This is a genomic window from Leifsonia poae, from assembly GCF_020009625.1.
GTDB lineage: Bacteria > Actinomycetota > Actinomycetes > Actinomycetales > Microbacteriaceae > Leifsonia > Leifsonia poae_A.
Window position 1 is genome coordinate 1596479 of sequence record NZ_JAIHLP010000002.1, and the last position, 15361, is coordinate 1611839.

The window sequence follows — 15361 nt, forward strand, 5'->3', positions numbered from 1 at the left end:
AATACGCTAGCGGCTACTTGGTGCCGGTGTGCGCGATGGTCCAGGCGTCTTTCACGACGCCGATCGTGCTGCTCGCGGCTCCGCCGATCGTGTCGGCGTCCCCCGTGACGAACGACGTGCCGGTGCCGATCGCCTGACCGATCGGGTTGCCGCCGAACCCGGTCACCGCGCCGGTGACCGTCGTCAGCGAGCTCTGGAGCTGGTAGACCGTCGCTGCGCCCGCCGTGAACCGCATCCCGGTCGTGGCGAGGCTCGGATTGTCGATGGCGAGTTTGAAGAAGCCGGCAAGATCGGCGTTGATGCCGACCCCTTTGCTGAGGCTGAGGTTGAACCCCGGGAAGGCCACCCGTGCGGCGTCCTTGATCAATTCTGGCCCCGATTTCGTGCCGTCTTTGAACGCCTGGAGTGCCGTCTTCTGCGCCTCGCTGCGCACGAACGGCGCCGTGAAAACGTCAGAGAGCGGCTTGCTGAGGGCTTCGCCCGCCGAGGAGGCGCTCATGAACTCGGAGCTGTGCGCCCCGACACCTTGCAGCCGTGCGAGCTGGCCGCTGTCCGTCACGCCGGTGCGGATGATCGCCGTCGCCCGCAGGTTCTTGGCGACCATCGCGAAGATCTTCCCGCCGAACAGGGTGACCACCGCTCCGACCGCCGCGAAGATGACATCCCCGAAGGAACCGGTGCCGTTGATCAGGTTCACGATCGACTGGACGAGGTCGATGATCGCGCCGATCGCGCCGAGAACGATGAGGATCTGCCCGAGGATGGGCACCCAGGCGAAGAAGATCGCCAACACTCCCGCCCATTTGCAGACCACTTTGAGGATGTCGAACAGGGTCGACCCCCAGTTGTCCCACCAGGAATCCTCGAGGCCGTTGTTGTGCTTGTCCACGACGTTGACGATGGCGGTGATCGCGGCTTCGGCAGCCGTGTTCTTGGCGTCGAGCGCGGCATGCCACTCGCCGTGGGCGGCCCGCAGGTCGGCGTCGGCCGTCTCGGCCGCGTCCTGCGACTTCGTGGCCGCGGTGGTCGCCGTCGCCTTGTCGGTCTCGGCGGCCGAATCCGCCGCGTGCCGCGCTGTCGCCGCTTCGCTCTTCGCGGAGTTCGCTGCCTCCTGCTTGCTCTCGATGTGCGCGATGGCGGTCGTGGCGTCGTCCTGAGCAGTGCGGAGGGCCGAGGAGTATGCAATCAGCGCATCCGCCGTCTCGCGGTAGCGGTCGTGCGCCTTGTCGATATCGCCGGCCACATCCTTCGCCGAGTCGCGGAACGAGTCGACGGCCTTGCTGACCATCGCGTCCACATCGCCGATCCTCCGCAGAGTAGTGACCGAGCGCTGGATCGCGTCGGCGATCTCGGCATAGTGCCGCGCCTTGGACAGCACGAGATCGGGGTCGCCCTTGAGCGGCTGGTACTCGACGTCACTCATCTCGACTCCTTCTCTCAGCTCGCCCGCGGCGGCGCCGGATAGTCCTGCGGCTGGCTCGCCGCGTCTTCGAGCGCCTTGGCGAGACCCTGGTCGACCTGTGTGAACCCGTCGGTGACGGCACCGACCGACTGTTCCAGCGTCTGAACGGATTCGGTCATCTTCTTGCGCTTGTCGTTCCACTTGTGGGCGAAGTCGCGGACATGACCGCTGAGCCCGTCATGGCCGGTGGCCTCGGCCACGGCGTCGCTGAAATCGTCGGCGCCCGTGAACTCCGCGACGATGGATTCGAGGTCGCTCTTCAACTGTCCGAGCAGCTCGAGATCGAGCTTCAGATCGGTCATGACGGCCCCCTTCGCGGTTCTTCAGGCTGCAGCCAACCTATCGAGGGCGTGCCGCACGGGCGATGGGGAGCGGTCCCCATCCTCGGCGACGGCCGCGCTCGGTAGGGTTCTCGGGAAGGCCCCGACCGCTCGGCGCCGATTGGGGAACACGTGCGACTCAAACTCACCCTGGCCCGCGCATCCGGGGCCGGCGACGACATCGTGGTCACCGCCGACGCCGCAGCGAGCATCTCCGAGGTGGCGGCCACCATCCAGCGGATCGACCCGCGCACCGGCACCGGCGCCTCGCCGGTCGACGCCCGCGCCCTGACGCTGCGCGCCGCACTCCCCGGTCAGCCCGAGCCGCTCATCCTGCCCCGGATGCGCCCGTCGGCGAGGCCTGGATCGGCAGCGGGGCAACCGTGAGCCTGGCCGACGCCGGTATCTACTACGCGCCGAACGATCTCGCCGACGCCCCGGTTATCGCCACCGCCCGCGTACTGAGCGGTCCGGATGCCGGCCGGGAGTTCCCGCTGCGCCGCGGGACGACCGTGCTCGGCCGCGACGGTGCCAGCGACATCGTGCTGCACGACCCGCTCGTGTCGAAGAAGCATGTGCGTCTGGAGACCGGCGACGGGGTGGAAGTCGTCGACCTCGGCTCCGCCAACGGGGTGGTCGTCGACGGCGGGATCGTCTCCCGGTTCACGATCAGGCGCTCCGAGACCCTGCTGATCGGCGACTCGGAACTGCGGATCACCGTGGCGGGGATGAGCGGGGTCGTCGCGGCACCGCCCAAGGCCGGCCCGATCTTCTTCAACCGTTCCCCGCGCGTCGAACAGCGCTACGCGGGCCAGGCCTTCCAGGCGCCGGAGGTTCCGGGAGAGAAAGAAGATCCGCCCTTCCCGCTGCTCGCCATGATCACCCCGGTGCTTCTCGGCGGGGCGATGTTCGCGCTCACCCACCAGCCGACGACACTGCTGTTCGTGCTGCTCTCCCCGGTGATGCTCGTCGGCAACTTCGTGACCGGGCGCTCCCGAGGAAAGCGCACGCTCAAGAAGGCCATCGCCGTGTTCGAGAAGCGCCTCGGAGCACTGACAGAGAAACTCGAGAAGGAACGGGAGCGCGAGATCGAGCTTCGCCGGGCCGAGTCGCCGACCACAGCGGCCGTCCTCTCGGAGGCCGTTCAGCGCGGACCGCTGCTCTGGACTCGTCGACCCGAGCATTGGTCGTTCCTCAACGTGCAGCTCGGAATCGGTTCGATGCGCTCCCGCAACACGGTCATCCACGCCGACCGCGGCGAGATGCTCGTGGAGTTCCAGGAGCGGCTCGATGCGGTGATCGCCGACCACGAGCGGGTCGACGGCGTGCCGGTGATCGACAACCTCTTCGAGTCCGGCGCCCTCGGCATCGCCGGCCCCGCCGAGCACACCGTCGGGTCGGTGAACTCGGCCCTCGTGCAGCTGACCGCGCTGCACTCGCCGGCCGAGCTGGTCGTCGCCGCGCTGGTGTCGCCGCGCTGGTCGCGCGAACTGGAGTGGCTCAAGTGGATGCCGCACACCTCCTCGCCGCACAGTCCGCTCGCCGGCGGCCACCTGGCCGACAGCGCGGCGAGCGCCGCCACCGTGCTGAGCGCCCTCGAAGGCGTCGTGGAGAGCCGGCTTGCGAGCATCCGGGGCACCGCACGACGGCGCGGGGCGATGGAGCAGGATCACGCCGCCATCGAGCGCGGGGCCGACGTGGGCACAGCGGAGACCGGCGAGGGGACGCTGTCGCCCATCCCCGCGATCGTCGTCGTGATCTCCGACGATGTCTCGCTCGACCGGGCCCGATTGGTGCAGCTCGCCGAGGCCGCGGCCGACGCGGGGATCTTCCCGATCTGGATCGGCGCGGAACCCGCCTCACTGCCCGCCGTCTGCCGCACCTACCTCGCGCACGACGGGAGCGCCGATCGCGCGACTGTCGGGTTCGTGCGCGTCGGCGAGACGATCGACGACGTGATCACCGAACCGGTCGACAGCGCGCTCGCCCTCGACTACGCCAAGCGCATGGCACCGGTCGTGGATGCGGGTGCCCTCGTCGCCGACTCCAGCGACCTCCCCCGCTCCATCTCGGCCGTGACACTGCTGGGCCACGACCTGCTCGACACCTCCACCGCGGTCATCGACCGGTGGCGGCAGAACTCCTCGATCCACGACCGCACGCCGGGATCCCCGCCCGTGAAGCGACGCGCCGGAACCCTGCGCGCGATCATCGGTTCGGCGGGGATCGACCCGATGCACCTCGATCTGCGCACGCAGGGCCCGCACGCGCTCGTGGGCGGCACCACCGGCGCCGGCAAGAGCGAGTTCCTGCAGGCCTGGGTGCTCGGGATGGCCGCGGAGTACAGCTCCGACCGCGTCACGTTCCTCTTCGTCGACTACAAGGGCGGGTCAGCCTTCGCCGACTGCGTCACGCTGCCGCACTGTGTCGGACTCGTCACCGACCTCAGCCCGCACCTCGTTCGGCGAGCCCTCACCAGCCTGCGGGCAGAACTGCACCACCGCGAGCACCTGCTCAATCGCAAGAAGGCGAAAGACCTGATCGAGCTGGAGAAGCGGGGCGACCCGGAATGTCCGCCAGCGCTCGTGCTCGTGATCGATGAGTTCGCGGCATTGGTGGGAGAGGTGCCCGAGTTCGTGGACGGCGTCGTCGACATCGCCCAGCGCGGACGCTCGCTGGGCATCCACCTGATCATGGCCACCCAGCGGCCGGCCGGTGTGATCAAGGACAATCTTCGCGCCAACACCAATCTGCGCATCGCCCTGCGGATGGCCGACGAGTCGGACAGCCAGGATGTCGTCGGTGTGGCCGACGCCGCGCACTTCGACCCGGGCATCCCCGGCCGTGGCATGGCGAAGACCGGGCCGGGCCGCCTCACCCAGTTCCAGTCGGCTTACGCCGGCGGCTGGACCTCCCGCGAGCCGGAGCGGGCCGGCATCGACGTTGCCGAACTGCGCTTCGGCGGCGAGAACCGGTGGGAGGAGCCGCGCCCGCTGGTGGATGAGGAGCGCGACCTCGGCCCGACCGACCAGCAGCGGCTCGTAGGCTCGATCGTTCGGGCTCAGACCGCCGCGCACATCCCCGCGCCGCGCCGACCATGGCTCGACGAGCTCGCAGAGGCGTACGATCTCGGCCTGCTGCGGCAGCGCACCGATGCCGAGCTGCTGCTCGGGGTGAGCGACGTTCCCGACCGACAGCAGCAGTCACCGGTGTACTTCACTCCGGATGTGGACGGCAACCTCGCCGTCTACGGCACCGGCGGTGCGGGCAAGTCCGCCGTGCTGCGCACCCTCGCCTCGGCCGCGGCGATCACCCCGCGCGGCGGCCCCGTGCGCGTCTACGCCCTCGACTTCGGAGCGGGCAGCCTGCGGATGCTGGAGAAGCTGCCCCATGTCGGCTCGGTCATCCCAGGCGACGACGTGGAGCGGATCATCCGCCTGTTCCGCATGCTGAAGACGGAATTGGAGGAGCGCGGGCCTCGCTTCGCCGAAGCCAACGCGTCGAGCATCACCGAGTATCGGCGGTTGACCGGGCGGCAGGATGAGCCGCGCATCCTGCTGCTCATCGACGGGTTCGCCAACTTCCGAGACGACTTCGAGATTCCGGCCGGCCGCTCCCTCTGGTACGACGTGTTCAAGGACATGCTCAGCGACGGCCGGCAACTCGGGATGCACGTGGCCCTCACCGGCGACCGCGCCGGCGCCATCCCCACCGCCATCCGGTCGCTCGTGCAACGCAAGGTGGTGCTTCGGCTGGCGGACGACGGCTACGGGATGCTCGACGTTCCGAGCGACATCCTCGGCCCGTCGTCGCCCCCCGGCAGGGCGATCGTCGACGGCTACGAGACGCAGATCGCGGTTCTGGGCGGCAGCGGCTCGGTGTCGGAGCAGTCCGCGGCCACCACCCGGCTGGCGGAGGCGATGCGGCGCGCGGGCGTTCCGGAGGCGCCGGCGATCGGCGCCCTCCCGCGCGAGCTGGCGCTCGACGGCCTGCCGACGGCCCACGGCGGCCTGCCGGTCCTCGGCGTCAGCGACATCGACCTCGGCCCGTTCGGTTTCGAGCCGTCGGGCACGCTGCTCGTCGCGGGTCCGCCCGCAAGCGGACGCAGCAGCACGCTGGCCGCCCTTGCCGCATCCGTCGCCCGCTTCGACCCCGAGACGCGCCTCTACTATCTGGGCAATGCGCGATCCCCGCTGGCCGGAAACGCGCTCTGGTCCGACGCGGCCACCACCCCGGATGCGGCTGCCGCGTTGGCCCGCGATCTCACCGCCGCAGTCGCCGACCCCGACACCGAGGGACGCATCGCGGTCTTCGTGGAGAGCATCGGTGACTTCCTTCAGACGCCGGCCGACTCCCCGATCGTCGAGCTGGTGCGGGCGGTGCGCCGCAGCGACCACCTGCTGGTGGCCGAGGCCGAGTCGTCGGCGTGGGGATCGTCGTGGCCGCTGCTCGGCGAGGTGAAGAACGGTCGGCGCGGGCTGCTGCTGCAGCCGGACTCGGTGGAGGGCGACCTGCTGCTGAAGACTCCCCTGCCGCGCCTGAATCGTGCCGAGTTCCCGCCCGGCCGCGGCATGTACATCGCCAAGGGCACATCCGCCCGGGTGCAGGTGCCGTTGGTCGGCTGAGCTACTCGTCGTCCCGTTCCCACGGCCAGCGCGGCCGCCCCCGCTGACGGAAACGGCCAACGAGAACCAGCTGGTAGAGCAGGGTGATGACGAACCCGGCGATCCCGGCTGTGATCGAGTACCAGCTGCCGAGCTGGTCGAATGCGAACAGGAAGTAGTGGAACGGCTGGGCCGGATCGCCCGCGGCTCCGGCCACCCCGCCGGCCGCCGCGAAGATGATGTAGGCGGCGAATCCCACCGTCAGCGCCACGATCGTCGAGATGCGCTGACGTTCCGCCGGAACGTGTGTTCCGATCGCCAGCAGGAAGCCGAACACGGTCAGCACCGCCGCGCCGCACATGACCGGGCCGACGAGCGGGCCCACGGCCGGATCGCTGATGACCTCGGTGTTCGTCGCGAGCGAGATCAGCCCGAATGCCGCGACGAGGATCGCGAGGTAGAGGAACGCGGCGAAAACCGCCACGATGGCCGCATACGAACGATCGTCACGCATGGCCGTGGCCGGCTGAGGGTCAGTACCCGCTCTGCTGCGGCGACGCGTAGGCGGCGACCGCCTGGTTCTGCGCATCGGCGAGCTGCTGGTCGTAGTCGGCCAGCGCCTCCGCATTGCGCACCTTCAGCTTGCGCCCGCGGGCGGCGAGCCATGCACCGGTCCACATCGAGATCTCGCGGGCGATCACACCGGCGATGACCGCGAACGGGCTCAGCCACAACCGGGCGAGCAGCACCGAGATCTCGGAACTGTTGAGCGAACTCGCCAATCCCGCGTCGAGCACCGAAGCGCCGACGAAGGCGAAGTAGACGAAGACGGCGACGAACAACCCGCCCAGCGTGTAGGCCCACCACCGCGCGCGGTTCACGATCTGGATGAGCACGACCATGCCCACGAAGAACGCGACAATGGGAACCCAGCCGGCGGTCTGCGCCAGGAAGAACCGGTTCAGATCGTGCAGGAACTCGCTGCCCGGCGTCAACCAGTAGCCGATGAGCACGACCGCGGCCACCCACAGAACGGCGAAGACGATGGTGCCGACCAGGGCGATCAGGATGCCGAACCCGCGGTTGCTCTTCTTCTTCGGCGGCTCTGGCCGCTGCACGAAGATCGGGGTGACGGGCTGCGCATACGCCGGCTGCGGGGCGCCGACGGGGACCGCGGGGTCGGGCGCCCAGGTGGCCTCGCCGACAGGGGCGGCCGGAGCCGGGTAGGCGGCGGTCGCGGGAGCTTCGACCGCAGCGGCAGCGGCAGCGAGCGGTGCCGCCGATTCGGCCGGGGATGCGGTGTCGACGGTGGCCGTGCCTGCGGCGGTGACGTCACCGGTCGACGAACGAGCGACCGCCGCGGCGATGTCGTCATCCGTCGCGACGACCGGTTCGGGCTCGATGGCGCGGGCCGGAGCCTCCGGCGCCGGCGGTGCCTGCGGTGCCTGCGGTGCGGAGGCGACGGTTTCGTCGGCGGGAGCGGTACCGGCCCCCGGGTGGTTCACGTGTCCGCGTGCGGAGACCGGGCTCGATGGCGGGTCGGCGACATCTGCGTCGGCGACGGCATCCGCCTCGGGCGCGACGGTCTCCGGCTTCGGCTCGGATGCGTCCGGCGTCGTGTCGCTCATGATGCCACTCCTCGATCGGCCCCCAGCGGGCGTCCATCAGTGGTGCCCACTGTAGCAACGAGGGTGACGGAATCAACGGGCGGCGTGCGGCCGTCAGGCAGATCCGTTATTTCTCAGCGGCGGCCTGCGCCGGCGTGCCTCCCGCCGCTCCGGAAGCGCTGCCGGCCTTCGCCGTCGACGCCGGAGTGATGGCGTAGATGAAGCCGCCGATCGTCGCATCGACGGAGCCCGCCGCCGCTCCCGCTGTTGTCGTCGGCGTAGACGACAAGGATGTGACGAGGAAGAGTCGCTCCCCCTTCTGCGCGCCTTCGATGAAGTTCAATGCCGATGCGAGCGTCCCCCTGACCGTCATCTGCACCGGCGATGCGAAGAAGTTGGCGGAGGTGACGAGCGGGTTCGTCACGGTCGCCGGCGCTGCGACGGCCGTCGGCGTCGGCGAGGGAGACGGGCTCGGCGTCGCGCTGGAACTCGGGGTCGAGGTCGGCGTCGGAGCGGCCGGCGGGACCACCGGCTTGTACGACTGCGCATCGGAGAACGTCAGCGCCTGGATGGTCACCCCGTTCGACCCGGCAAGGGCGTTCAGCTCTTTGACGAAAGGAGAGGAATCGGTGTCGGCGGGCACCGACGCCGCAAGCGTCGCCAGTTCGGCGTTGAGCTGCGGCAGCTTCTCGTGGTCCGACTTCAACTTCTCCAAGACCGCACGGTAGCGGTCATTCGTCTGATCGACCGTCTGACGCTGTGCGCCCGCCGTAGCCGCGGCGTCCAGCTGCGGCTGCACCCCCAGCAGCCAGCCGAAGGCGACGATCACTACAGCCGCGAGTGCGGCCCCGATCATCCAGATCCTGTTCCTGTCCATGCCTATTTCCCCTTCGGCGCGAACCGCTTGGAGTACGCGGCCTCATTGATGTGCATGACGATGTTGACCGTGTACTGGTGGGTCTGATCGTCGAGCGTGACGGACCCGGGGGTCGCATCCACGAAGCCGGGCAGGCTCGCGAGCGAGTCCAACCACGACGGAACTTGGGGGAGCGTCGGGCTCTGCGCGGTGAAGCTCAGCGTTGCGACGCGGGCCCCCTGCAACGGGACCGTCGGCTGCGTGTACGCGGTCAGCGGAGACGACGAATCGATGTTGATCGTCTGGAGCACGACCTCCGCGGGGAGCGTCGCCTGGACCTTCAGCAGATAGTCGCGCCAGTCGATCTCCGTCGAGGCGCCGACCTCTTGGGCCGCCTGCACGAGTTTGACCTCTTCCTGCACTTTCCGAACCTCGATGAACTTCTGCTGCTGCGCGAGCAGGCTGCCCGTCTCGGTCTGCGACAGCGCAAGATCGCTTTGAGCGGTGAGCGAGAGCGCGCTCGCACCGCCGACGCCGGCGAACGTCAGCACGAGCACGCCCAACACACCGACACCGAGCATTCGGTGTTGAGATCGGCTCTTGCGCTGCGCCCTCACTTCCGGCGGCAGCAGATCGACGCGGGGTTCGGCCCCCACGGCCAGGTCGAGACCGGACTGGCTCATGACCCGCTCCCCACGGCGAGGCCAAGTGCGACGCTGAGACCGGAGCGACGCATCCGCAGATCGTCCGCCTTGAGCGTGCGGGACAGAGCGAACGAGCTGAGCGGGTCGCCGACCACGACCGGCAGCCGTGTCATCTCGGCGAGCGCCTCGGGAAGACCGTGGAGCGTCGCCCCGCCGCCGGTCACGATCACCTGGCCGACGACATCGGGCTGTCGGGTGTTCACGTAGTAGTTGATCGTGTTCCGCAGGCTGTTCAACAGCTCGCTCGTCACACGATAGATGATCTCGACGGCTCGGTGGTCCTCGACCGTCGCGACCTCCGAGGCCAGGCCAAGGCGGCGTTTGATGCGTTCCGCTTCGCCCACCTCGATCTCGAGTTCGACGTGCAACGCCTCGGTGAGGTCATTGCCGCCGGTGGGGATGATCCGTACGAACTGTGGAACCCCCTCCCTCGCGACGAGGACGCAGGTCGTGTCGGAACCGATCTCGACCAGTGCCACCGTGCCCGCCACCTTCGGCCGCGAGACAAGGACCCGACTCAGAGCGAAGGGGATGAGGTCGACGTCCACTGTGGTGAGACCGGCGAGCCGGGTGGCCCGGACGTTACCGAGCACCGCCTCCTTGATCGCCGCCACGAGGAGGCCGTTGACCACCGGGCCGGACTCCCCGACCGACTCCGAGACCGGGTAGAAGTCGAGCAGGGCGTCGGCGACGGGCACCGGGAGCATCTCCTGCACTTGGAACGGCAGCGACTCCCTGATCCGCTCGATCGACATCTTCGGAACCGTGAGGTCGCGGGCGAGCACGCGCTGGTTGCCCATACCGAGCACAACGTTCTTACTCTTGAACCCGCCCAGGCTCCAGAGCCGCTTGAGTGCAGAGGCGACGGTGTTGGGTTCCAGCACTTCGCCCCGGCTCGCCGCCCCCTCAGGGAGAGGGAGCTCCGCGTAGCGCACCAGCGTCGGCCGGGCCTTCGCCGCGTCGATGAGCTCCACCGCCCGGAGCGAGGAACTGCCGATGTCGATTCCGACAACACTCGATGCCATGTCGTTCTCCTTGTCTAGGTCAGCCCGACGAGGGCGAGGTAACTGCTCCAAAGCGGTCCGCCGGCGACAACGCCGATCCAGGCTCCGGCGAGCATCCACGGCCCGAACGGGATGCCGCTCTTCCGACCGGCACGACCGGTCACCAACAGGACGATGCCGAAGAGACCGCCGAGGAGGAACGCCGCGAACGCGCCGACGAGGAGCGGGCCGACTCCGAGGAAGCCGAGGTACCACCCGAGGACTCCTGCGAGCTTCACATCGCCGAATCCCATCCCCCGCGGCGAGACGAGCGCGACGATCAGATAGAAGAGGAACAGCCCGATCATCCCGGTGACCGCCGTGAGCAAGGCGCCCGGCCGCTGCGCCAGCAGAGCACTGGCCGACAGGAGCACGATCCCGACGAAGGCGGAAGGGAGAACGATGGCGTTCGGAAGCGTACGCGTGTCGATGTCGATGGCCGCCAAGACGACACTGACAGCGGCGAGGTATAAAAAGGCGACGAGCTGAAGGACTGCCGCGACGGTGGACTGAGTGCTCGCCGCGGTTGCCAGTGCCGGCGCGGCCATCACCGCCACCGCCACGAAGAAGACGCCGGTCACGGCCTCGACGACCGGATAGCGCGCCGAGATCGGTTCACCGCAGTCGCGGCACCGACCGCGCAGGATCAGCCAGGAGAGCACCGGGATGTTGTCGTATGGACGGATCCGGCCCCCGCATCCCGGGCACGCGCTCGGCGGGGAGACGATGGACAGCCCGGCCGGCACCCGATAGGCCACAACGTTGAGGAACGATCCGATCAGGAGACCGAAGACGCCGGCCCCGATGAGCAGGGCGACGAGCCAGGCGGCAGCGAGAGGGGCGATCATCCGGCGCTCCCATTCGGCGCGAACGCCGTCTTGACCTCGACGAGAACGCTGACCCCGTAGCTCGTCGACACCGGTGACAGGAACTTGGGAGGAGCGATGTAGCGGAAACGCGGGTCGTAGACATAGTTCTTCGTGTAGCCGTTCGAACCGCTGCGAACGATTCCGCGGAACTTCTGCGCGATGGCGCCGACCACGTTGAGCGTGCCTCGACTACCACCCTTGTCGTAGTTCTGCACCTGGAAGGTGTGCGCGACGGAGAGGATCGCGGCGTCGATCGTGCGGTTCTGCCCCGTCAGCAGAGGAGTGCCGCTCGAGTTGACCGGGTTGTAGACGAAGAGCGCGTTGTTGCCGACGAGCCCGAGGATGTCCGCATTCGGGTCGACGTATGTGAGATCGCCCGTGATGTACACGTAGTTGTCGGCGGCGACCGTCTCAGCGCCACGCAGTTTGCCCTGGATGAAGACGTCGCCGTTCCGCTTGTCGTAGGACGATGTGCTCGGAGCCTTTTCGTTGGCGATCGGGTAGCCGATCCCGTTGCCGTTCGCCTGCCCGCTCGCACCGGTGCACGAGACGGTGGAACCGGAGCGCGTGCAGCTCGTGGTGCTCGGAAAGTCGGTGCTCGCCCAATAGTTGGGATCGGACGCCGTCGCCGGAACGTTCTGCACGAAGATGAGGTTCTGCGCGATCACCGGGATCGTCGCGCCCGCGGAGGAGCCGAGCTGACCGGTCGCCGTGCCGACCACGCCGCACTGCGCGGGAGTCGTTCCGCTGGTCGGCGTGGCACCGGCCACGTTGGTCGCCTTCGTCCACGGCGAGCGAACGGTCATGGTCCCGTTGGCGTTGTAGACGATCGACGTCGGGCCGGTGTAGAGGCAACCGGGGCGGGGAACATCCACGGGCAGATCGGAGCGCACCTCGTTCTTGAGTGCTCCGTTGGTGGGCGGCATTCCGACGACCGGTGAGTAGCTGGGGCTCAGCGGGTCATCGAAGACCTGCCCTGAGCATGAGTTGCCATTCGAATCCTTCGCGACGTAGCGTTTGCCCGCCGTGGGGTTGTACGACGTGGTCACGGTCTGCTTGAACTCGGCACTGCAGATGCGGATCGCGTCATTGGAGTGCACGGGGCCGTTCACGACATCCCCGCTATCGAAGGCGATCTCACTGCATCCTGAGGACGGTCGCCCGGCCCAGTAGTACTTCGTGCAGCTCGTCGGATCGGCACCGCTGAGGGACGGATCCTGGATCTCGTAGTTCGTGAAGTAGAGGAAGTCGATGAAACCCTGCTGCTTGAGGTTGACCACGACACTGCGCGTCTCCGTGCCCGAGCGACCCGTCGAACGGAGCCGGAGCACGCCGGTCGATGCGTACTTCGAGCTGTCCACTTCATAGCGGAAGGATCCGGCCGAGGCGCCCGAGCTGGCGGGAACATCCGCCCAGGTGCCGCTCGTTCCCAGACCGAAGGCCGGGTTCGCCTGGTTTCCGATTGGAAGCGACACGCTGCTTCCCGCGCTGAAGGTGGACGCCGGATTACCGTACTGCTGATAGGTGTTGTCGTTCGCCAGACGGCTCTCATACTCTTCGACGCCGGCATACGCGGCGGCCATCGCGTTGTTCCAGTTCTGGTCGGAGCGCGCCTTCTTCATACCGCCGACGGAATACGCCAACGCTGTGGCGACAAGCACCATCAGCACGGCGCCGATGCCGATCACCATGATGATCGCGACACCGCTCTGATCCTCCCGCAGCCGGCGCCACCGGCCAAGCCCGGTCACGATCCCCCCACGCTTCTCGCGAGACCGAGATTCGGGATGCCCACGGTGTTCTGCAGCGCCACCTGCTGCGACGAGTCGGTGAGGCTCGACTGCACGGTGAGGGCCACCTGCACCGCAGCGATCGACCGCAGGGTCGTCGGATCCACGATGCCGCCGACGGGCACCGGGATCACGCTGCCGTCCGCTTTGAGGTAGGTGTAGACCGGCGCTCCTGCGGTCGACACGGTGGAGGCCAGGGTGCGGACGGAGGTCGGCGGGGTGTGCACCAGATCGGTCGGGAACGTCCAGTACCCGTTCGCGTCGAGGGTCGCCGCCCAGCGGGTCTCCTTCAGCACGCCGGACGCGATCGAGAGGTCGATCTCGACCGGCAGCTCGGCCGAACCGTCGAGGTTGATGTACGCATAGATCGTCAGCTGCTGGCCCGTCGCCTTGACGAAAGCCGGATCGTTCAGCGCCTGACCGTTCACCGGGTTGTCTGTTCCCGCACGGATGACACGAGAGACCTCGTTCATCGCGTTCGAGGCCTGCGCAGAATTCTGGTGCACGTCCCTCCCGACAGACATCGCCCGCATCGAGCTGATGTAGAGGCCGGTGACGACGGAGATGAAGAGGGAGAGCAGCCCGATCGCGACGATCAGTTCGGCGAGGGTGACGCCCCGTTCGTCGTCACGGAGGCGACGGAGGGCGCGCGACCTCATGAGACCGGTCCTCTCGGGTCGAAGGTGATCACGTTCGACCCGGTGAGCACGACCTTCGTGTTCACCGGTGTCATGCCGCTGGTACCGACCTGGTTGGTGGTACCCGTCGTCGTGGTCGCTTGATAGAGCTTCCACGAACCGTAGGGAAGGGCGATCGTGTAGTTCCCCGTGGTCGTCAGGGTGAAGGAATACGTCACGCCGACGGCGCAGCCCGGGTCTCCCGTGCCGGGAGCAGTTGCCTGCGAGACGGCGTTGAGCGATTTTCCCTTCGTCACGTCGAGGGCGACGGTCACGACCCCCATCGGGACCCGCGCGGCGGCCGGCGGCGCAGCACCGGGCGCGGCCGCCACCGGGGCCGGTCGTTGGCCGGCGTAGGTGACGCCGGCGACGACCGTCGACGGCCAAGCCAGTGGATCGACGGAGGCGCAACCACCCGACGGGAGCGTGGGGTCGACGTACTTACCGGCCAGCATCGTGTAACCGTCAGCGAATGGATGCAGCTTCGCGACGCCGGTCGTCGCCTTGGCCACATATATCCCGTAACTGTTCAGATAGCTCACGTCGAGGTTCGACGGCAGCAAGACGGGCGGCGATGCCGGCGCATTGACGGCGAAGTTCGTCGTGAAGAGTCCCGCGTTGTCGAACTGGAAGCCGGCGGAGGCGGATGCTCCCGCGACCACTCCCACTGTGGTCGTCGCCGAGTTGAGGCTCTGGTCGGAGGAGATGTACCCGGACTTCGAGATCGTCACGTCGTAGGTGCCCGGGGTGACTTTGAGAATGTAGCTGCAGCCTTGGACGTCGGTGGCGGCCGGAGTGACCGTCAGGGCGGCGGCCGTGTTGCCGCTGACGCCGGTGGTGGGCACGGCGTTGACCGCGACACCGGGCATCCCGGACCCGTTGGCGCCGATGACGTGCACGAGGATCGTGCCCTTGGTCGGGTCGTTGATTCGGCTGTTCGGGGCAAGGATGGTATCGGCCATCGCGGGGACGTCGGTGTTGCGCATCCCGTCCCAGCTCACCGAGACGTTCACGCGCTTGTAACGGAGGGTATTGCCGCCGGCGTCGGCGCCACAGGCCGCCGTGGTGCTCGAGTTGGTCACCCAGTTGGTCTTTCGATCGACGCGGAAGGTGACACCGCCGACGACGATCGTCTTCGACTGCGGCAGATCGTTGACCGTGAAGATGTCGTCCACGGAGCGGACCAGGTCGATCTGCGAGGCGGCGAGGTTGACGGCGGTCTCGCGGTCCTGCGCATCCCGGACGTTGACGAGGCTGGCGGTGACGCCGAGCGCGACACCGACGGAGATGATCGCGAAGATCGTCATCGCGACGAGGATCTCGATGAGAGTCAGGCCGGTCTCGTCGCGGGCGGCCGGGGAGAGTCGGCGGCACAGGCTGCGGAAGATGTTCACGGTTCACCTCCTTCGTTCGGGTTCAGGAGTCTGGT

Annotated in this window: 13 protein-coding genes; 2 read left to right on the forward strand and 11 right to left on the reverse strand. The window is 68.2% G+C overall.

Annotated features, from left to right (window positions below; translation table 11 throughout):
• Positions 1-13 precede the first annotated feature (13 nt).
• Positions 14-1441, reverse strand: coding sequence for a putative T7SS-secreted protein (locus tag K5L49_RS08280; RefSeq protein ID WP_374107704.1), 1428 nt, complete (start codon positions 1439-1441; stop codon positions 14-16).
• Complete coding sequence (locus tag K5L49_RS08285) at positions 1438-1764, reverse strand: hypothetical protein (protein WP_223691847.1); 327 nt, start codon at positions 1762-1764, stop codon at positions 1438-1440. The genes K5L49_RS08280 and K5L49_RS08285 overlap by 4 nt, the downstream gene beginning before the upstream one ends.
• A 150-nt stretch (positions 1765-1914) precedes the next feature.
• Between K5L49_RS08285 and K5L49_RS08290 the strand changes: the two genes are divergently transcribed.
• Together K5L49_RS08290 and K5L49_RS08295 are read left to right on the forward strand one after the other, a co-directional pair.
• On the forward strand, positions 1915-2169 hold the full coding sequence (locus K5L49_RS08290; RefSeq protein ID WP_223691849.1) for a hypothetical protein: 255 nt from the start codon (positions 1915-1917) through the stop codon (positions 2167-2169).
• Positions 2166-6407, forward strand: coding sequence for an FtsK/SpoIIIE domain-containing protein (locus K5L49_RS08295; protein WP_223691851.1), 4242 nt, complete (start codon positions 2166-2168; stop codon positions 6405-6407). Before K5L49_RS08290 ends, K5L49_RS08295 begins: the two co-directional genes overlap by 4 nt.
• Position 6408: 1 nt before the next feature.
• On the opposite strand, the gene K5L49_RS08300 is transcribed toward K5L49_RS08295, so the two are convergent.
• The 9 genes from K5L49_RS08300 to K5L49_RS08340 all read right to left on the reverse strand — a co-directional run bounded on the left by K5L49_RS08300 (position 6409) and on the right by K5L49_RS08340 (position 15326).
• Positions 6409-6900: a DUF6121 family protein gene (locus tag K5L49_RS08300; RefSeq protein ID WP_223691853.1), complete on the reverse strand. Its 492-nt coding sequence runs from the start codon at positions 6898-6900 to the stop codon at positions 6409-6411.
• 19 nt (positions 6901-6919) lie between these two features.
• Positions 6920-8014 (reverse strand): hypothetical protein, encoded by a 1095-nt coding sequence (locus K5L49_RS08305; RefSeq protein WP_223691855.1) that lies wholly within the window; start codon positions 8012-8014, stop codon positions 6920-6922.
• A 106-nt stretch (positions 8015-8120) separates the two neighbouring features.
• The gene (locus tag K5L49_RS08310) at positions 8121-8870 is read right to left on the reverse strand and encodes a hypothetical protein (protein WP_223691858.1); all 750 of its coding nucleotides are present in this window, start codon (positions 8868-8870) and stop codon (positions 8121-8123) included.
• Positions 8871-8872: 2 nt separating this feature from the next.
• Complete coding sequence (locus K5L49_RS08315; protein WP_223691859.1) at positions 8873-9532, reverse strand: hypothetical protein; 660 nt, start codon at positions 9530-9532, stop codon at positions 8873-8875.
• Positions 9529-10578: a type IV pilus assembly protein PilM gene (gene pilM / locus K5L49_RS08320; protein ID WP_223691861.1), complete on the reverse strand. Its 1050-nt coding sequence runs from the start codon at positions 10576-10578 to the stop codon at positions 9529-9531. Before pilM ends, K5L49_RS08315 begins: the two co-directional genes overlap by 4 nt.
• A 14-nt stretch (positions 10579-10592) precedes the next feature.
• Positions 10593-11444, reverse strand: a complete 852-nt coding sequence (locus tag K5L49_RS08325) for a prepilin peptidase (protein WP_223691863.1) — start codon at positions 11442-11444, stop codon at positions 10593-10595.
• Entirely contained in the window at positions 11441-13216 is a 1776-nt protein-coding gene (locus K5L49_RS08330; RefSeq protein ID WP_223691865.1) for a hypothetical protein, read from the reverse strand. The genes K5L49_RS08325 and K5L49_RS08330 overlap by 4 nt, the downstream gene beginning before the upstream one ends.
• On the reverse strand, positions 13213-13914 hold the full coding sequence (locus K5L49_RS08335; protein ID WP_223691867.1) for a PulJ/GspJ family protein: 702 nt from the start codon (positions 13912-13914) through the stop codon (positions 13213-13215). Before K5L49_RS08335 ends, K5L49_RS08330 begins: the two co-directional genes overlap by 4 nt.
• Positions 13911-15326, reverse strand: coding sequence for a type IV pilus modification PilV family protein (locus K5L49_RS08340; RefSeq protein WP_223691869.1), 1416 nt, complete (start codon positions 15324-15326; stop codon positions 13911-13913). Before K5L49_RS08340 ends, K5L49_RS08335 begins: the two co-directional genes overlap by 4 nt.
• Positions 15327-15361: the final 35 nt, after the last annotated feature.

Coding starts and splice junctions, on each gene's coding strand:
- K5L49_RS08285 (WP_223691847.1), bottom strand. CDS start 1,764: ATGACCGATCTGAAGCTCGATCTCGAGCTGCTCGGACAGTTGAAGAGC.
- K5L49_RS08300 (WP_223691853.1), bottom strand. CDS start 6,900: ATGCGTGACGATCGTTCGTATGCGGCCATCGTGGCGGTTTTCGCCGCG.
- K5L49_RS08305 (WP_223691855.1), bottom strand. CDS start 8,014: ATGAGCGACACGACGCCGGACGCATCCGAGCCGAAGCCGGAGACCGTC.
- K5L49_RS08310 (WP_223691858.1), bottom strand. CDS start 8,870: ATGGACAGGAACAGGATCTGGATGATCGGGGCCGCACTCGCGGCTGTA.
- K5L49_RS08315 (WP_223691859.1), bottom strand. CDS start 9,532: ATGAGCCAGTCCGGTCTCGACCTGGCCGTGGGGGCCGAACCCCGCGTC.
- pilM (WP_223691861.1), bottom strand. CDS start 10,578: ATGGCATCGAGTGTTGTCGGAATCGACATCGGCAGTTCCTCGCTCCGG.
- K5L49_RS08325 (WP_223691863.1), bottom strand. CDS start 11,444: ATGATCGCCCCTCTCGCTGCCGCCTGGCTCGTCGCCCTGCTCATCGGG.
- K5L49_RS08335 (WP_223691867.1), bottom strand. CDS start 13,914: ATGAGGTCGCGCGCCCTCCGTCGCCTCCGTGACGACGAACGGGGCGTC.